Genomic DNA, 17,101 nt, shown 5'->3' with positions numbered 1-17,101 from the left:
CTGGGAGATCATGCACTGCCCCTTCTGCCGGCATCCGGACTCCCGCGTCATCGATTCCCGCACCAGCGACGACGGTCTGTCGATCCGCCGCAGGCGGCAGTGCCCCGAGTGCGGTGGCCGGTTCTCGACCACGGAGACGGCCAGCCTCGTGGTCATCAAGCGCTCCGGCGTCGTCGAGCCGTTCAGCCGCGACAAGGTCATCTCCGGCGTGCGCAAGGCCTGTCAGGGCCGCCCGGTGACCGACGCCGATCTCGCGGTGCTCGCACAGCAGGTCGAGGAGGCCGTGCGGCAGACCGGAGTCTCGCAGCTGGACACCAACGAGATCGGACTCGCCATTCTCGGCCCGCTGCGCGAGCTGGACGAGGTCGCCTACCTGCGCTTCGCGAGCGTCTACCAGGAGTTCGACTCCCTCGAGGACTTCGAGACCGCGATCGGCGAGCTGCGCTCCGACCACGCGCGGCGCGGCCCGGCCGACCGGTAGCCTGGCACTGATGTACCCACTGCTCTTCCGCCATGTCCTCTCGCGCCTCGATCCCGAGTTCGCCCACCACGCCGCCATGGCCGTGATCCGCGTGCTCGGTGTGCCGCCCTTCTCGTGGGTGACCCGCGCCATCGCCGCACCCGGCACGTCGCAGCGGGTGCGTGCGCTCGGTCTCACCTTCCCCTCGCCGTTCGGCGTCGCCGCCGGTTTCGACAAGAACGCGGTCGGCGTGCGCGGGCTCGACGCACTGGGCTTCGGGCACATCGAGGTCGGCACCATCACGGCGATCCCGCAGGACGGCAACCCCCGGCCGCGACTCTTCCGCCTCGTGCCCGACCGGGCGGTGATCAACCGGATGGGCTTCAACAACCGGGGCGCGGATGCCGCGGCGCGACGGCTGCAGAGACTTCGCAGACGTGCCCCGCGCGCAGTCATCGGCGTCAACATCGGCAAGAGCCGGGTCGTCGAGGTCGACGACGCCGTCGCCGACTACGTCGCGTCGGCGTCTCGGCTCGCCCCCCTCGCCGATTACCTGGCGATCAACGTCTCGTCGCCGAACACCCCGGGTCTGCGCGGACTGCAGGCCGTCGAGACGCTGGCACCGCTGCTGCGCGCCGTGAAGGATGCCGCCGGCGCCACCCCGCTGCTCGTGAAGATCGCGCCCGACCTCTCCGACGACGAAATCACGGCGATCGCGCGCCTCGCCGTCGCGGAGGGACTCGACGGCATCATCGCCCACAACACCACGATCTCGCGAGACGGTCTTCGCACCGACGCGGCGGTCGTCGAGGCCGCCGGCGCCGGCGGTCTCTCCGGTGCGCCGCTGAAGGCGCGCTCGCTCGAGGTGCTCGCCGTCGTCAGAGCCGCGGTGCCCGAGGACTTCTGCGTGATCGCGGTCGGCGGGGTCGAGACCCCGCAGGACGTACAGGAGCGACTGGATGCCGGAGCGACGCTGGTGCAGGGCTACACGGCCTTCCTGTACCGCGGTCCGCTGTGGGCCCGTCAGATCAACCGCGGGCTGCGCGGGCGCTGAGACGAGAAAGCCCCGGCCGACCGGTCGGGGCTCTCGTCAGGTCAGGCCGGGTACTGGCCGCGCTTGACCTGAGGCTTGGGCAGGCGCATGAAGCGCATCTGCAGGGCGCGCATCGCCGCGTACCAGCCCAGCCCCTTCTCGCGCCGATCGGCACCGAACTTCGCGGCCACCTTGCGCTTCACGCGGATGCTGAGCAGCAGCATGTCGCCGATCGCGAGCACCATGTAACCCCACAGGCCGACGATGGCCCAGAACTGCATGGCCGGGATCGGCACGAGGTTCAGCAGGATCACCAGCAGCATCGCCGCCATGATCCACTCCGACAGGTGCCACCCGGCATCGACGTAGTCGCGCACCCAGCGGCGCTGCGGGCCCTTGTCCCGGGCGGGCAGGTACTTGTCCTCGCCGTTCTCCATGCCGATCCGGGCGCGCTCCCGGCGCGCCTGCAGGTCAGCCTTGGCCGCGGCCCTGGCCTCCTTGGTGTTCGCGACCAGCGGCCGGCGGCGAGCGGCCTCGCGTTCCGCACGGGTGGGTGTCGCGCGTCCCTTGCCCACGGCGGGCGTCTCGGGGGCGTCGTCGTTCGAAGCGGTGGGAGTGGGCACGTGCGACCTCAGTTCGGAATCGGGTTCGCCTTAAGATTACTCGCATGACTTCGTCTGCATCACCGGCCCCCGCCGAACACGAATCCGCCCTCGCCGAGGCCGTCGCGCTCGGCATGCCCGCAGCGCTCTCCGATCTGGGCGGGCTGGTGCGCATCCCCGGCATCGCGTGGCCGGCGTTCGACCAGACGGCGCTGGAGCGCAGCGCCGACGCCGTCGCCGAGCTCGCTCGTGACACCGGGGTGTTCGACGAGGTCCGGGTGCTGCGCGCGCACATCGACGACACCGACGAACTCGGCCAGCCGGCCGTGCTGGCGACCAGGGCGGCGCGCAACGGGCGGCCGACCATCCTGCTGTACGCGCACCACGACGTGCAGCCGCCCGGCGACGACGCCCTGTGGGACACTCCGCCGTTCGAGCCGACGGTTCGCGGCGGACGTCTGTACGGCAGGGGAGCGGCCGACGACAAGGCCGGCATCATGGCCCACATCGCGGCGCTGAGGGCGGTGTCGTCGGTGCTCGGTGACGACCTCGACCTCGGTGTGGCGATGTTCATCGAGGGGGAGGAGGAGTACGGCTCCCGCTCGTTCGCGCGCTTCCTGCGCGACAACGCGGACGCGCTGCGCGCCGACGCCATCGTGGTGGCGGACTCCGGCAATCTCGACGCGCGCACGCCCGGTCTGACGGTCTCGCTCCGCGGCAATGCGCGCTTCACCCTGAGGATCCGCACCCTGGACCACGCCTCGCATTCCGGGATGTTCGGCGGCGCGGTGCCCGACGCCATGATGGCGGCCGTGAGGCTGCTCGCCACGCTGTGGGATGCCGACGGCGCGGTCGCCGTCGACGGCATGACGGCCCGTGACGCCGACACCCCGCCGTACGACGAGGAGACGCTGCGCGACGAGGCGGGCCTGCTGCCCGGCACCACGCCGATCGGGCGCGACAGCATCCTGTCCCGCATCTGGCACAAGCCGTCCATCACCGTCACCGGCATCGACGCGACGAGCGTCGCGGCCGCCTCGAACACGCTGCTTCCCGAGGTCTCCGTCGTCATCAGCGCCCGTGTCGCTCCGGGGCAGAACGCGGAGGACGCGTACCGGGCGATCGAGGCGCACCTGCGCGCCAACGCCCCCTTCGGCGCCGAGCTCACCTTCTCGGACATCGATCTCGGTGACGGGTTTCTCGTCGACACCTCCGGCTGGGCCGTCGAGATGACCAGAGAGGCGATGGCGGACGGCTACGGCGTCGCACCGGTGGATCTGGGTGTCGGCGGGTCGATCCCGTTCATCGCCGACCTGGTGCGCGAGTTCCCCGAGGCACAGATCCTCGTGACCGGCGTCGAGGACCCGCACGCGCGGGCCCACAGCCCGAACGAGTCCCTGCATCTGGAGACGTTCCGCAACGCGGTGCGCACCGAGGCGCTGCTGCTGACGCGCATGAACGCGCGCGGCTCCGCATCCTGAGGGTCGCTCGCGGCCGGCATCCGACGGGCGTTCCGGTCCCGCGCACGCCCCCGGCGGTAGAATCGACAGAGAGTCGCAGCGGATGCTGCACGTTCTGAGGAGTGACATGAGCGACACCGCACTGACCGCAGAGACCACCCGAGCCCACGGGGTCTCGCTGACCGAAGCCGCCGCGGGCAAGGTGAAGAGCCTGCTCGAGCAGGAGGGACGTGACGATCTGCGTCTGCGCGTCGCCGTCCAGCCCGGCGGATGCTCGGGTCTGATCTACCAGCTGTACTTCGACGAGCGCTACCTTGAAGGCGACGAGACCGTCGACTTCGACGGCGTGGAGGTCATCGTCGACAACATGAGCGTCCCCTATCTCGACGGTGCGTCCATCGACTTCAAGGACACCATCTCCGAGCAGGGTTTCACCATCGACAACCCCAACGCGGCGGGCAGCTGCGCCTGCGGCGACAGCTTCCACTGACGCCCGGCCAACCTGCGTGGTTGGCATGAATCGGGTGTGAGGTTGCCCTAGACTTGAGTCGCCCCTGTCCGTGTATCTGAAAGGTGCATCGTGCCCTCGAGACGCCGCCTTCGTTGGGCCGCACTCCCCATGGGAGTCGTGGCAGCCTTGGTCCTCGCAGGTTGTTCTGCCACCGAGCTCAACGGCTTCCTGCCGGGCTTCGTCGAGGGCGGACCCGCGGCCACCAACCAGACGGAGCGCGTCTCCGGTCTGTGGGTCACCTCCTGGGTGGTCCTGCTGGCCGTCGGCCTGATCACCTGGGGTCTGATGGGCTGGGCATTGGTCGCCTACCGCCGCCGCAGGGGGCAGACCGGTCTGCCCGTGCAGCTGCGCTACAACATGCCGATCGAGATCCTCTACACGGTGATCCCGCTGATCCTGGTGCTCGGCCTGTTCTTCTTCACCGCGAAGGATCAGACCGCGATCGAGACGAAGTGGGACGACCCCGACGTCGAGATCACCGCGATCGCGAAGCAGTGGGCGTGGGACTTCCAGTACGACGGTACCGAGGAGGACAACTCCGACGCCGTCTGGACGATGGGCGTGCAGGCAGACCCCGACGAGGCCGGCGACATCGACCGCAGCAAGCTGCCCACGCTCGTGCTGCCGGTCGACCAGAAGGTCACCATCGACCTGCAGTCGCGGGACGTGATCCACTCGTTCTGGATCATCGACTTCCTGTACAAGAAGGACATGTACATCGGGAAGGACAACAGCTGGTCGTTCATCCCGACCCGCGTCGGAGAGTACGACGGCAAGTGCGCCGAGCTCTGCGGCGAATACCACTCGATGATGCTGTTCAACGTGAAGGTCGTCGAGCAGGCCGAGTACGACGCGTACCTCGACTCCCTGCGCGAGCAGGGAAACACGGGCGACATCTCCGACGCCTACGACCGACTCAGCAACCTCCCCGGGAACGGCGCGAGCACGCATCCCGAGGAAGAGGAGTAAGCCATGACCACCACAGCCGAACCCACCACGGTGCCGGGCGCTCGTCCGTCCACGATCCCGCCGCGTCAGGCTGCGCTGCTCTCCTCCACGCGCGTGGAGCAGAAGGGCAACCTCGTCGTCAAGTGGATCACCTCGACGGACCACAAGACGATCGGCTACATGTACCTGATCGCGTCCGTGCTGTTCTTCCTGCTCGGCGGTGTGATGGCACTGGTGATCCGTGCCGAGCTGTTCGCTCCCGGCATGCAGATCGTGCCGACGAAGGAGCAGTACAACCAGCTCTTCACCATGCACGGCACGATCATGCTGCTCATGTTCGCGACGCCCCTCTTCGCGGGCTTCGCCAACGCGATCCTGCCGCTGCAGCTCGGTGCGCCCGACGTGGCGTTCCCGCGTCTGAACGCCTTCGCCTTCTGGCTGTTCCTGTTCGGCTCGACCATCGCCGTCGCCGGCTTCCTCACCCCGCAGGGCGCCGCCTCGTTCGGCTGGTTCGCGTATCAGCCGCTCGCGAACGCCTCGTTCTCGCCGGGCGCCGGCGGAAACCTGTGGATGCTCGGCCTCGGCCTCTCGGGCTTCGGCACCATCCTCGGTGCGGTGAACTTCGTCACCACGATCATCACCATGCGCGCGCCCGGTATGACGATGTGGCGCATGCCGATCTTCTCGTGGAACACCCTCATCACCAGCCTGCTGATCCTGATGGCGTTCCCGGTGCTCGCCGCGGCGATCCTGGCGGCGGCGTCCGACCGCGTGCTCGGCTCGCACGTCTACGACGTCGCCAACGGCGGCGTGCTGCTGTGGCAGCACCTGTTCTGGTTCTTCGGCCACCCGGAGGTGTACATCATCGCGCTGCCGTTCTTCGGCATCGTCTCCGAGGTGTTCCCGGTGTTCAGCCGCAAGCCGATCTTCGGCTACAAGACCCTCGTCTACGCGACCATCGCGATCGCGGCCCTGTCGGTGGCGGTGTGGGCGCACCACATGTACGTCACGGGCGGTGTGCTGCTGCCGTTCTTCGCGCTGATGACCATGCTCATCGCCGTGCCCACCGGTGTGAAGATCTTCAACTGGATCGGCACCCTCTGGCGAGGCTCGCTCACCTTCGAGACGCCGATGGTCTTCGCCCTGGGCTTCCTGGTGTCGTTCGTCTTCGGCGGTCTGACCGGCGTCATCCTCGCCTCGCCGCCGCTGGACTTCCAGCTCAGCGACTCCTACTTCGTCGTCGCGCACTTCCACTACGTGGTGTTCGGCACGGTCGTGTTCGCGATGTTCTCCGGCTTCTACTTCTGGTGGCCGAAGTGGACAGGGCGGATGCTGAACGAGCGTCTCGGCTACATCCACTTCTGGATGCTGTTCATCGGCTTCCACATGACGTTCCTCATCCAGCACTGGCTGGGGGTCGACGGCATGCCGCGTCGTTACGCCGACTACTCCTCGTACGACAACTGGGAGTGGGGCAACCAGGTTTCCACCATCGGGGCGATCATCCTCGGTGCGTCCATGCTTCCGTTCTTCCTGAACGTCTGGATCACCGCGCGCACCGCACCGAAGGTCACGGTGAACGACCCGTGGGGCTACGGCGCATCGCTCGAATGGGCGACGTCCTGCCCTCCGCCGCGGCACAACTTCGTCTCGATCCCGCGGATCCGCAGCGAGCGTCCCGCATTCGACCTGAACCACCCCGAGGCCGCGGAGCACCCGGTCGGCGCCGCAGCAGGAGAGGCCAAGTAAAGTCATGCGCTCCAATATCGTCCTCTGGTGGATCGTCGCCGTCTTCTTCGTGATCGTCTCGGCGATCTACACGGTGTGGAACGTGATCTCGCACGGCTACGTCGAGTGGGTCGGCTCGGTGGCACTGCTCTTCACCGCGTTCATGGGCGCGATGGTCGCCTTCTACCTGCACAAGACCTATCGCGCCCAGGGCGGGGAGCTGCCCGAAGACGTGCTGACCAGCGACATCGATGACGGTGACCCCGAGATGGGTGAGTTCAGCCCCTGGTCGTGGTGGCCCATCGTGCTCGCCGGTTCGGCAGCCGTGTTCATGATCGGCCTGGCCGTCGGTCACTTCCTGCTGCCGATCGGTCTGGCGTTGTTCGCCGTGGCGATCGTCGGGTGGGTCTACGAGTACTACCGCGGGCACTTCGCCCGCTGACGGGCCGCTGACGCCCTGAGAGAAGGCCTCCCGGATCCGTTCCGGGAGGCCTTCTGCGTCGGCCGCCCCGGTGTGCGCGGCATCCGGTGTGGACTCAGGCGCGGGTGCGCACTCGTGGCACCCCGGTGAGGGGATCGACGGGGCGACGGTGCACGCCGTCGGCGTTCTCGATCGGGTACCCCTCCCGCACCCAGTACTCGAACCCGCCGATGAGCTCCCGCACACGGTGACCGAGCTTCGCGAACTCCAGGGCGCCCTTCGCTGCGGCGTTGCAGCCCGGGCTCCAGCAGTACACCACCACGTCCGCGTCCGCCGGGATCTCCCTCGGCGCGCGCTGGGCGATCTCCCGGTAGTGGATGCGAACCGCTCCGGGGATGCGCCCCTGTGCCCAGGCCTCGTCGGATCGGACGTCGACGACGATGATCTGCTCGCCGGCCTGCCTGGCCGCATGCAGGTCGCTGGCGTCGGTCTCGTACGCGAGCTTGGCGGCGAAGAACTCACGGCGGTCGATCATGCACTCAGACTACGTGTCCCGGAACCCCCGGTGAGCGGATGTTGCAGGGGATGCGCTGAGGGCCCCGTCCGTGGTGGACGGGGCCCTCAGCGCGGGGGAGTGCGGCTGCCTTTACTCGCCGTCCTCCTCGGGCTTCTTCATGCGCGGCTTCCTGGCCGGCTCCGTGGCGATCACCGAACTCGGGGTGTTCGGCGTCTCGCTGACGTGCGGGTCGGCGGGAGCGATCTGAGCCTCGGAGTCGACACCGGCGCGGTGGTGTGCACCGGCGATCTCCTCGGCCTCGATCTCGGCGTCATGAGCGAGCGCGTGGCGCTGGTGTGCGTCGGCCGCCTCGATCTCGGCCTGGGTGAGCGGCTGCAGGCGATCCTCGAAGAACCAGCGGGAGACCGCGGAGCGAAGGTTCTCGTGCCACGGGATGCGGCCCTTCGCATTGGGGCGCACGACCAGCGGCTCGTAGGTCGAGTAGTCGACGAGCTTCCAGCGGTCGTACACGTCGACCGGCTGGTGCACCTCGATGAACTCGCCGCCGGGGAGGCGCACGATGCGACCGGATTCAAAACCGTGCAGCACGATCTCGCGGTCCTTCTTCTGCAGCGCGATGCAGATCCGCTTGGTGACGAAGTAGCCCAGCACCGGTCCCAGGAACAGGAGCACCTGGAGCGTGTGGATCACGCCCTCCATCGTCAGCATGAAGTGGGTCGCGATGAGGTCGGACGAGGCGGACGCCCACAGCACCGCGTAGAAGATGACCCCGGCGGCGCCGATGGCGGTGCGGGTGGCCGCGTTCCGCGGACGCTCGGCGATGTGGTGCTCGCGCTTGTCGCCGGTGATCCACGCCTCGAGGAAGGGGTAGATCGCGACGACGACGATGAACAGGCCGAGCACCGCCACCGGGAGCAGGATGCCGAACGACCAGGTGCGGTCGAGGAACACGATGTCGAGGTTCGACGGAGCGAGACGCAGCGCGCCGTCGGCGAAGCCGATGTACCAGTCCGGCTGGGTACCGGCCGAGACGGGCGACGGGTCGTACGGTCCGTAGTTCCAGATCGGGTTGATCTGGAAGAACGTCGCGATGAGCACGATCGTGCCGAACACGATGAACAGGAAGCCGCCCATCTTCGACATGTAGACCGGCATCATCGGGTAACCGACGACGTTGTCGTTCGAGCGGCCAGGGCCGGCGAACTGCGTGTGCTTGTTGATGACCATCAGCATCAGGTGCACGACGATCAGACCGATCACCAGCAGCGGCAGCAGCAGGATGTGCAGCGTGTACAGCCGGCCGACGATGTCGCTGCCGGGGAACTCGCCGCCGAAGAGCAGGAACGACGTCCAGGTGCCGATCAGCGGGAGGCCCTTGATCATGCCGTCGATGATGCGCAGGCCGTTGCCCGAGAGCAGGTCGTCGGGGAGCGAGTATCCGGTGAAGCCCTCTGCCATCGCCAGGATGAACAGCACGAAGCCGATCACCCAGTTCAGCTCACGCGGCTTGCGGAAAGCGCCCGTGAAGAAGATGCGCAGCATGTGAACGCCGATGCCGGCGATGAACACCAGAGCCGCCCAGTGGTGGATCTGGCGCACGAGCAGGCCGCCGCGCAGGTCGAAGGAGATGTGCAGGGTCGACTCGAGAGCCGCCGACATCTCGATGCCGCGCATCGGCTCGTAGGCGCCCGTGTAGTGCGTGGGGACCATCGACGCCTCGAAGAAGAACGTCAGGAACGTGCCCGAGAGGAACACGACGACGAAGCTCCACAGCGCGATCTCGCCGAGCATGAACGACCAGTGATCGGGGAAGATCTTGCGGCCGAGCTCCTTGACGAAGCCGGAGAGGCTGGTGCGCTCATCGATGTAGTTCGCGGTCGCGCCGATGAACCGGCCGCCGAGCGGCTTGTCCCGCGTCTCGGCGGGCTTGGTCTCGTGAAGAGTTGAGGTGCTCAATGACGCTCCCAGAAGCTCGGGCCGACGGGTTCCTTGAAGTCGCTCTGCGCGACGAGGTAGCCCTCGTCATCGACCTCGATGGGCAGCTGCGGCAGCGGTCGTGCAGCCGGTCCGAAGATGACCTTGGCGTGCTCGGTGACATCGAACTGCGACTGGTGGCAGGGGCAGAGCAGGTGGTGGGTCTGCTGCTCGTACAGCGCGACGGGGCATCCCACGTGGGTGCAGACCTTGGAGTAGGCGACGATGCCGTCGTACGACCAGTCCTTGCGGTCCTCGGCCTCGATGAGCTGCTCGGGACGCAGACGCATGAGCAACACGATGGCCTTCGCCTTCTCCTCGAGCAGGCCGCCCTCGTGTCCGAGTTCGTTGAGCCCCTCGGGGATCACGTGTACGGCGGAGCCGAGCGTGACGTCGGCGGCGCGAATCGGCGTGCCGTCGGGGTCGCGGACCAGGCGGGTGCCCTTGTCCCACATGGTGTGCTTGAGCAGCGCCACCGGGTCGCCGGCGGTCGGCTCTTCCGCGGTGGCGTGCGGCGCGAGTCCGCGGAACAGTGCGACACCCGGCACGATCGAGGCGACCACGGCTGCGATCAGCGAGTTGCGGATCATCGCACGACGGCCGAAGCCGGACTCCTCGTTCGCGTCGGCGAACGCCTGGATGGACGCCTCACGCACGCTGTCACGGCCGCGGGTCGGGTGCCGGTGCTCGATGAACTCCCTGTCCGACATCAGCGCCTTCGACCAGTGGATCGCGCCGAGGCCCAGCGCCAGCAGGGCGAGGCCGATGCCGAGGCCGATGAACAGGTTGTTGTTCCGCACGTCGATGAGCGCACCCGACTCGATCGGGAACAGCATGTAGGCGGCGACCGCCCAGATGCTGCCGGCGAGCGACAGGTAGAAGAGGGTGTAGACCGTGCGGGCCGCAGCCTTCTCGACCTTCGGGTCCTTATCGGTCATCCGCTCGCGGTGAGGCGGCAGTCCCGGGTTCTGCGCGGGATCGCTGACTGCGACGCCCAGCCCCGTGGAGGGCTGGTAGGCCCTGTCCAGAGCCATCGTGTCGTCGTCGTGTGCCATGGTTCTCCTCGTACCTAACTCGTCGATGAAAGTGCGTCAGTTGGACTTCGCCGTGATCCACACGGTGAGGGCGACGAGTGCGCCGATGCCGAAGATCCAGGCGAACAGGCCCTCGGACACCGGACCGAGCGAGCCGAGCGTGAACCCTCCGACCTGAACGGCGTCCTGCTGGTAGACGAGCGCCGCGATGATGTCGCGCTTGTCCTCGGTGCTGAGATTCATGTCGCCGAACACCGGCATGTTCTGCGGGCCGGTGACCATGGCCGCATAGATGTGCAGTGCGCTGGTCGACGTCAGCGCGGGGGCGTATTTGCCTTCGGTGAGCGCTCCACCGGCTGCCGCGACGTTGTGGCACATCGCGCAGTTGATGCGGAAGAGCTCGGCGCCGTGCGAGACGTCAGGCTCGTCGGCGCTGTCCTCGGGATTCGCCTCGCCGGAGACCACCCAGTCCTCGGGGTAGCTCGGGCCGGGTGCGACCGACTGCACGTACGAGGCCATTGCCTCGATCTGGTCCTGCGTGAACTGCGGCGGCTTCTGGGGAGCCTGCGGTCCCTGCATCTGCAGCGGCATCCGCCCGGTCGCGACCTGGAATTCGACCGCGAGCTCACCCACGCCGACCAGGCTCGGACCTTCGGTCGTGCCCTGCAGGTCGGCGCCGTGGCAGGTCGCGCAGTTCGCCGTGAACAGCTTCTCGCCGTCCTCGACCGTCAGCTCGGCCTTCGCGGCGGTCTGTGTGTCGGTCGAGGCCATCGCGGCGGATGCTCCGGCGTACACGCCGCCCGTGAGCAGCAGGCCGGCTCCGATCAGCGCGGCGGCGGCGAACGGACTGCGACGACCGCGAGCGCGGCGCTTCTTCTCTCGTGCCATTTCGGGAAATCGCTCCGCTCTTATTTCAGGAAGTAGATGACGCCGAACAGGACGAGCCAGACGACATCGACGAAGTGCCAGTAGTAGGACACGACGATCGAGGTCGTGGCCTCCTTGTGGCCGAAGTTCTTGACCGCGTACGCCCTGCCGATGACCAGCAGGAACGCGATGAGGCCGCCGGTCACGTGCAGGGCGTGGAAGCCGGTGGTGATGTAGAACGCGGACGCGTAGGAGTCCGCCTGGATCGGCATGCCCTCCATGACCAGCTGCGCGTACTCCCACACCTGACCGCACACGAAGATCGCACCGAGCATGAAGGTCAGCCAGAACCACTCGACCATGCCCCAGCCGAACAGACGGCGACGCCCCATGGCGTTGAGCTGCCCGCGGGCGATCCGGTACGGCTGCAGGTCCTCGGCCGCGAACACGCCCATCTGGCAGGTGAACGACGACGCGACCAGGATCGCGGTGTTCACCGCCGCGAAGGTCACGTTCAGCAGGTCCGTACGGTCACCCCACAGCTCCGGGGAGGTGCTGCGGAGCGTGAAGTAGATCGCGAACAGTCCCGCGAAGAACATCACCTCGCTGCCGAGCCACACGATGGTGCCGACAGCTACCGGGTTGGGCCGCTTGATCGTTCTCGCGGCCGGGGCATACGTCGCTGAAGTGGTCACGGTTCCATTATGGCCGATTCGCGGCCGTGATTCTCGCACCGGCATGGCGTGCTCCGCTGGTTTCCGACTTAGGGGAACCTAAGAGAATCCTGCGAATCCGCCGGTTCCGCGGGGTGATCCCGTCTCCTCATGATCGGAACGCGCCCCGCGCGCAGCGCAATCTCGTCTCTTCGTCGATTTTCGCGCCACTAGGATCGCCTCATGGCGGATCACCTGACCTGGCCCGATGTCCTCACGTCCCTGCTGCAGCGGCAGGATCTGAGCGTCTGGGAGTCGACATGGGCGATGCGTCAGGTGATGCAGGGCAAGGTCACGGAAGCGCAGCTGGCTGCATTCCTCGTGGCGCTGCGCGCCAAGGGCGAGACCATCGACGAGATCGTCGGCTTCCGCGACGCGATCCTGGAGGCGGCGGTCCCGCTTCCGGTCTCGTCTGATGTGCTCGACATCGTGGGTACCGGCGGCGACCGCGTCGGTACCGTGAACGTGTCGACGACCGCGGCGATCATCATCGGCGCCACCGGCGTGCCCGTGGTCAAGCACGGCAATCGGGCGGCGAGCTCGTCGTCGGGATCGTCCGACGTGCTCACCGCGCTGGGTCTGGACATCTCGCTGGATCCGGCGCGGGTGGCGACCGTGCTCGACCGCACCGGCATCACCTTCGCGTGGGCCGCGGCGTTCCACCCCGGTTTCCGGCACGCCGGCGCGGTGCGCTCCGAGCTCGGCGTCCCGACCGTGTTCAACATGCTCGGTCCGCTGTGCAACCCGGCACGGGCGGAGGCGAACGCGGTCGGCGTCGCACAGCTCGACCGCGTGCCGCTGATCACGGGCGTGTTCCGCACGCGCGGCGCCACCGCACTCGTGTTCCGGGGCGACGACGGACTCGACGAGCTCACGACCACCGGTCACAGCCGCATCTGGGAGGTCGCGCGCGGCGACATCCACGAGCATGATCTCGACCCTCGCGACCTCGGCATCCCGCTCGCGGATCTCTCCGACCTGCTGGGCGGCTCACCCGAGCACAACGCCGAAGTGCTGCGCCGCACGCTGAACGGGCAGACCGGTGCCGTGCGGGACATCGTGCTCCTGAACGCCGCCGCGGGCATCGTCGCCTTCGAACTCTCCCGCGATGCCTCCCTCACCCAGGTGCCCATCCTCGATCGCCTCCGCGAGGCGTACGGCGTCGCGCAGGCCGCGATCGACGACGGCCGCGCCGCGGCCAAGCTCGACGAGTGGGTCCGCGCGACGAACGAACCCGCCTGAGCGGAACGACCCGGGAGCCGCATGGACGCCGTCGCCGCACTGCAGGAGATCGCCTCGCTGCTGGAGCGCGAGCGAGCGTCTCGCTACCGTGCGAAGGCGTTCCGTGCGGCGGCATCCGTCATCGCCGGCCTTCCGGACGATGTGCTCTCCGATCCGGAACGGCTGCGCGCGGTCAAGGGCATCGGGTCGTCGACGTTCGAGGTGATCCGTCAGGCGCAGCAGGGGCAGGTCCCTGATTACCTCGTCGAACTGCGCGGTGAGGTCGAGCCCGAGATCCGCTCCGCGCTGCGCGGGCGGCTGCGGGGCGACCTGCACGCCCACACGGAGTGGTCGGACGGGACGACGCCGATCGAGGCCATGGTCGAGGCGGCGCGGTCCCTCGGCCACGAGTATCTGGCGATCACTGATCACTCGCCACGGCTGCGGGTCGCCCGGGGACTGTCGGCGGAGCGCCTGAAGGAGCAGATTCCGCTCGTGCGCGCACAATCGGGCGGCAGCCTCACCGTGCTCGCCGGGATCGAGGTGGACATCCTCGAGGACGGCCAGCTGGATCAGCATCCGGAACTGCTCGCCGAGCTCGACGTCGTCGTCGCGTCCGTGCATTCGAAGCTGCGGATGGATGCCGCACCCATGACCCGCCGGATGCTCGCCGCCGTGGCGAACCCGCACGTGAACGTGCTCGGTCACTGCACAGGGCGGCTCGTCGAGGGCTCCCGCGGCACGCGGCCACCGTCGCTGTTCGACGCGCAGGCCGTGTTCGCCGCGTGCGCCGAGAACGGCGTCGCGGTCGAGATCAACTCGCGGCCCGAGCGCCAGGACCCGCCAGACGACCTGATCGCGGTGGCGCTGGCCGAGGGATGTCTGTTCTCGATCGACTCGGACGCGCATGCACCCGGCCAGCTGTCGCTGCTCGATCACGGGGCCCAGCGCGCCGAGGCGGCGGGCGTTCCCGCCGAGCGGATCGTCACCACCTGGGGCGTCGACCGGCTGCGTGCCTGGGCTCGCTCCGACTGAGATCAGAGCTGGAGCGCGGCGAGGGCCCGGGTCATCGAGCCCCCGAGGTTCCAGCGTTCCGCGAGTGCCTCGGCATCGGAGCGGACCTCGTCCGTGAGCGCACCCAGCGTCGTCCCCGGGGCGGCGACGTCGAGATCGGTCGCGACCCGCACGACCATCGGGGCCACGTCGAGGTACGCGGCGGCGTCGAGGATGCGCGCCGCCGCCGAGGCGCTCAGCGCTCCGGCGGACGCGGCCGCTCTGATGCCGTCCAGGTCGCCGTGCGCGAGCAGCAGGGTCGCGGCGCTCTTCTCGCCGATGCCCTTCACCCCGGGCAGGCCGTCCGAGGCGTCGCCGCGCAGCGTGGCGAAGTCCGCATACTGGGAGGGCAGCACGCCGTACTTGGCGACGACGCTCTGATCGGTGACGATCTCGAGGTTGCTCATCCCGCGTGCGGTGTAGATGACGCGCACGTCGCGCACGTCGTCGACGAGTTGGAACAGGTCGCGGTCGCCGGTGACGATGTCGACGGGAGAGGTCGCCTGCGTCGCGAGAGTGCCGATCACATCGTCGGCCTCATGCTCCGCAGCGCCGATGATCGGGATGCCGAGCAGGGCCAGGGCCTCGCGGATCAGCGGGATCTGCTGCTCCAGCGGGTCGGGCACCTCCTCCACGTCCGGTCCGGCCGGCACCACCTCCACCACGCGGTGCGCCTTGTAGCTCGGGATCAGATCGACGCGCCACTGCGGCCGCCAGTCGTCGTCCCAGCAGGCGATGAGCTCGGCCGGCCGGTAGGTGGTGACGAGCTTCGCGATGATGTCGAGCAGGCCGCGCACGGCGTTGACGGACGACCCGTCCGGCGCCTTCACCTTGTCGGGCACGCCGTAGAAGGCGCGGAAGTAGAGGCTGGCGGTGTCGAGCAGCATCAGGCGTCCGGTCACGGGATCAGCATACGAGGGCGACGCAGGAAACCCGGGGGAGCGGGCCGCCTGCTCTGTCTGCTAATCTGGAGTGTCACTCGTGGCGAGCATCCGCGTGCCCTCGTGACAAGCAATCCTGAATCCACCCGCCTCGGCATCATCCTGGCATGCCAGAACCGAGGCCCGATCCTCCATTCACAAGGACTACCCACTACATGACTAGCGCAACGACCGCCCCGGCCACCAAGCAGGTCGCGATCAACGACATCGGCTCTGCTGAGGACTTCCTGGCCGCGGTCGAGAAGACCCTGAAGTTCTTCAACGACGGCGACATCATCGAGGGCACGATCGTCAAGATCGACCGCGATGAGGTTCTGCTCGACGTGGGCTACAAGACCGAGGGTGTCATCCCCTCGCGCGAGCTCTCCATCAAGCACGACGTCGACCCCAACGAGGTCGTCGCCGTCGGCGACCAGGTCGAGGCCCTCGTTCTCCAGAAGGAGGACAAGGAAGGCCGTCTGATCCTCTCCAAGAAGCGTGCGCAGTACGAGCGCGCCTGGGGTGACGTCGAGAAGATCAAGGAGAACGACGGCGTCGTCACCGGCACTGTCATCGAGGTCGTCAAGGGCGGGCTCATCGTCGACATCGGTCTCCGCGGCTTCCTTCCCGCGTCGCTCATCGAGCTGCGCCGCGTCCGCGACCTCACCCCGTACCTGGGTCAGGAGCTCGAGGCGAAGATCCTCGAGCTCGACAAGAACCGCAACAACGTCGTGCTGAGCCGCCGTGCGCTGCTCGAGCAGACGCAGTCGGAGTCGCGCACCACGTTCCTGAACAACCTGCACAAGGGTCAGGTCCGCAAGGGTGTCGTCTCGTCGATCGTCAACTTCGGTGCGTTCGTCGACCTGGGCGGCGTGGACGGTCTCGTGCACGTCTCCGAGCTGTCCTGGAAGCACATCGAGCACGCCTCCGAGGTCGTCGAGGTGGGCCAGGAGGTCACCGTCGAGATCCTCGAGGTCGACCTGGACCGCGAGCGCGTCTCGCTGTCGCTGAAGGCGACGCAGGAGGACCCGTGGCAGGTCTTCGCCCGCACCCACGCCATCGGCCAGGTCACCCCGGGCAAGGTCACCAAGCTCGTGCCGTTCGGCGCGTTCGTGCGTGTCGCTGACGGCATCGAGGGTCTCGTGCACATCTCGGAGCTCTCCAGCAAGCACGTCGAGCTGGCCGAGCAGGTCGTGTCGGTGGGCGAAGAGGTCTTCGTCAAGGTCATCGACATCGACCTCGAGCGTCGTCGCATCTCGCTGTCGCTGAAGCAGGCCAACGAGTCGGTCGACCCGTACGGCACCGAGTTCGACCCGGCCCTGTACGGCATGCTCGCCGAGTACGACGAGAACGGCGAGTACAAGTACCCGGAGGGCTTCGACCCGGAGACCGGCGCCTGGAAGGAAGGCTTCGACGCTCAGCGCGAGGCCTGGGAGCAGGAGTACGCCGCGGCGCAGACGCGCTGGGAGGCGCACAAGGCTCAGGTCCTCAAGGCCGCAGAGGCCGAGGCCGCCGCGGGCGACGACTTCGTCGCCCCGTCGTTCGCCAGCGACGCGTCGGGTGCGGGCACCCTCGCCGACGACGAGGCTCTCGCGGCTCTGCGCGAGAAGCTCTCGGGCGGCAACGCGTAAGCACTCCT

The 17,101-nt window shown here is 68.0% G+C and carries 17 protein-coding genes; 10 read left to right on the top strand and 7 right to left on the bottom strand.

Annotated features, from left to right (window positions below):
• The first annotated feature begins 10 nt into the window (after positions 1–10).
• Positions 11–481 carry a transcriptional regulator NrdR gene (gene nrdR, locus ACFWH5_RS11110; RefSeq protein ID WP_378834631.1) on the top strand — a complete coding sequence of 157 codons (471 nt, stop codon included), beginning with the start codon at positions 11–13 and terminating at the stop codon, positions 479–481.
• A 10-nt stretch (positions 482–491) separates the two neighbouring features.
• Positions 492–1,514, top strand: coding sequence for a quinone-dependent dihydroorotate dehydrogenase (locus ACFWH5_RS11105; protein WP_378834629.1), 1,023 nt, complete (start codon positions 492–494; stop codon positions 1,512–1,514).
• A gap of 41 nt (positions 1,515–1,555) precedes the next feature.
• Here the strand turns inward: ACFWH5_RS11105 and ACFWH5_RS11100 are convergent, their stop codons facing one another.
• Entirely contained in the window at positions 1,556–2,116 is a 561-nt protein-coding gene (locus tag ACFWH5_RS11100; RefSeq protein WP_378834628.1) for a DUF3043 domain-containing protein, read from the bottom strand.
• A gap of 44 nt (positions 2,117–2,160) precedes the next feature.
• On the opposite strand from ACFWH5_RS11100, the gene ACFWH5_RS11095 reads away from it, so the two are divergent.
• The 5 genes from ACFWH5_RS11095 (at position 2,161) to ACFWH5_RS11075 (ending at position 7,184) form a co-directional block, all read left to right on the top strand.
• Entirely contained in the window at positions 2,161–3,576 is a 1,416-nt protein-coding gene (locus tag ACFWH5_RS11095; protein ID WP_378834627.1) for a dipeptidase, read from the top strand.
• A 106-nt stretch (positions 3,577–3,682) separates the two neighbouring features.
• Positions 3,683–4,045, top strand: coding sequence for an iron-sulfur cluster insertion protein ErpA (erpA, locus tag ACFWH5_RS11090; RefSeq protein WP_378834626.1), 363 nt, complete (start codon positions 3,683–3,685; stop codon positions 4,043–4,045).
• Between the two features lie 90 nt (positions 4,046–4,135).
• Positions 4,136–5,035 carry a cytochrome c oxidase subunit II gene (gene coxB, locus ACFWH5_RS11085; protein ID WP_378834624.1) on the top strand — a complete coding sequence of 300 codons (900 nt, stop codon included), beginning with the start codon at positions 4,136–4,138 and terminating at the stop codon, positions 5,033–5,035.
• Between the two features lie 3 nt (positions 5,036–5,038).
• Positions 5,039–6,763, top strand: coding sequence for a cytochrome c oxidase subunit I (gene ctaD / locus ACFWH5_RS11080; RefSeq protein WP_378834622.1), 1,725 nt, complete (start codon positions 5,039–5,041; stop codon positions 6,761–6,763).
• Positions 6,764–6,767: 4 nt separating this feature from the next.
• Positions 6,768–7,184 carry a cytochrome c oxidase subunit 4 gene (locus ACFWH5_RS11075; RefSeq protein WP_378834621.1) on the top strand — a complete coding sequence of 139 codons (417 nt, stop codon included), beginning with the start codon at positions 6,768–6,770 and terminating at the stop codon, positions 7,182–7,184.
• A gap of 94 nt (positions 7,185–7,278) precedes the next feature.
• Here the strand turns inward: ACFWH5_RS11075 and ACFWH5_RS11070 are convergent, their stop codons facing one another.
• The 5 genes from ACFWH5_RS11070 to ACFWH5_RS11050 all read right to left on the bottom strand — a co-directional run bounded on the left by ACFWH5_RS11070 (position 7,279) and on the right by ACFWH5_RS11050 (position 12,295).
• Positions 7,279–7,698, bottom strand: a complete 420-nt coding sequence (locus ACFWH5_RS11070) for a rhodanese-like domain-containing protein (protein WP_378834620.1) — start codon at positions 7,696–7,698, stop codon at positions 7,279–7,281.
• 111 nt (positions 7,699–7,809) lie between these two features.
• A complete protein-coding gene (locus tag ACFWH5_RS11065) occupies positions 7,810–9,636 on the bottom strand; it encodes a cytochrome bc complex cytochrome b subunit (protein ID WP_378834618.1) in 1,827 nt (608 codons plus the stop codon).
• Complete coding sequence (locus ACFWH5_RS11060) at positions 9,633–10,709, bottom strand: ubiquinol-cytochrome c reductase iron-sulfur subunit (protein ID WP_378834617.1); 1,077 nt, start codon at positions 10,707–10,709, stop codon at positions 9,633–9,635. Before ACFWH5_RS11060 ends, ACFWH5_RS11065 begins: the two co-directional genes overlap by 4 nt.
• Positions 10,710–10,745: 36 nt before the next feature.
• On the bottom strand, positions 10,746–11,576 hold the full coding sequence (locus tag ACFWH5_RS11055) for a c-type cytochrome (RefSeq protein WP_378834616.1): 831 nt from the start codon (positions 11,574–11,576) through the stop codon (positions 10,746–10,748).
• A gap of 20 nt (positions 11,577–11,596) precedes the next feature.
• Positions 11,597–12,295 (bottom strand): heme-copper oxidase subunit III, encoded by a 699-nt coding sequence (locus ACFWH5_RS11050; RefSeq protein ID WP_378834615.1) that lies wholly within the window; start codon positions 12,293–12,295, stop codon positions 11,597–11,599.
• A gap of 156 nt (positions 12,296–12,451) precedes the next feature.
• Between ACFWH5_RS11050 and trpD the strand changes: the two genes are divergently transcribed.
• Positions 12,452–13,510, top strand: coding sequence for an anthranilate phosphoribosyltransferase (gene trpD / locus ACFWH5_RS11045; protein ID WP_378834613.1), 1,059 nt, complete (start codon positions 12,452–12,454; stop codon positions 13,508–13,510).
• Positions 13,511–13,531: 21 nt separating this feature from the next.
• Positions 13,532–14,524: a PHP domain-containing protein gene (locus tag ACFWH5_RS11040; RefSeq protein ID WP_378834611.1), complete on the top strand. Its 993-nt coding sequence runs from the start codon at positions 13,532–13,534 to the stop codon at positions 14,522–14,524.
• Positions 14,525–14,526: 2 nt separating this feature from the next.
• Here ACFWH5_RS11040 and ACFWH5_RS11035 read toward each other — a convergent pair whose 3' ends face one another.
• Positions 14,527–15,444, bottom strand: a complete 918-nt coding sequence (locus ACFWH5_RS11035; RefSeq protein WP_378834610.1) for a 5'-3' exonuclease H3TH domain-containing protein — start codon at positions 15,442–15,444, stop codon at positions 14,527–14,529.
• A 194-nt stretch (positions 15,445–15,638) separates the two neighbouring features.
• Here ACFWH5_RS11035 and rpsA point away from each other — a divergent pair, with 194 nt between their 5' ends.
• Positions 15,639–17,093, top strand: a complete 1,455-nt coding sequence (gene rpsA, locus ACFWH5_RS11030) for a 30S ribosomal protein S1 (RefSeq protein WP_378834608.1) — start codon at positions 15,639–15,641, stop codon at positions 17,091–17,093.
• Positions 17,094–17,101: the final 8 nt, after the last annotated feature.

This window comes from Microbacterium sp. NPDC058345 (genome assembly GCF_042723855.1).
GTDB lineage: Bacteria > Actinomycetota > Actinomycetes > Actinomycetales > Microbacteriaceae > Microbacterium.
Note: the sequence above shows the minus strand (reverse complement) of the source record. Positions and strands in the feature narration are given on the sequence as shown.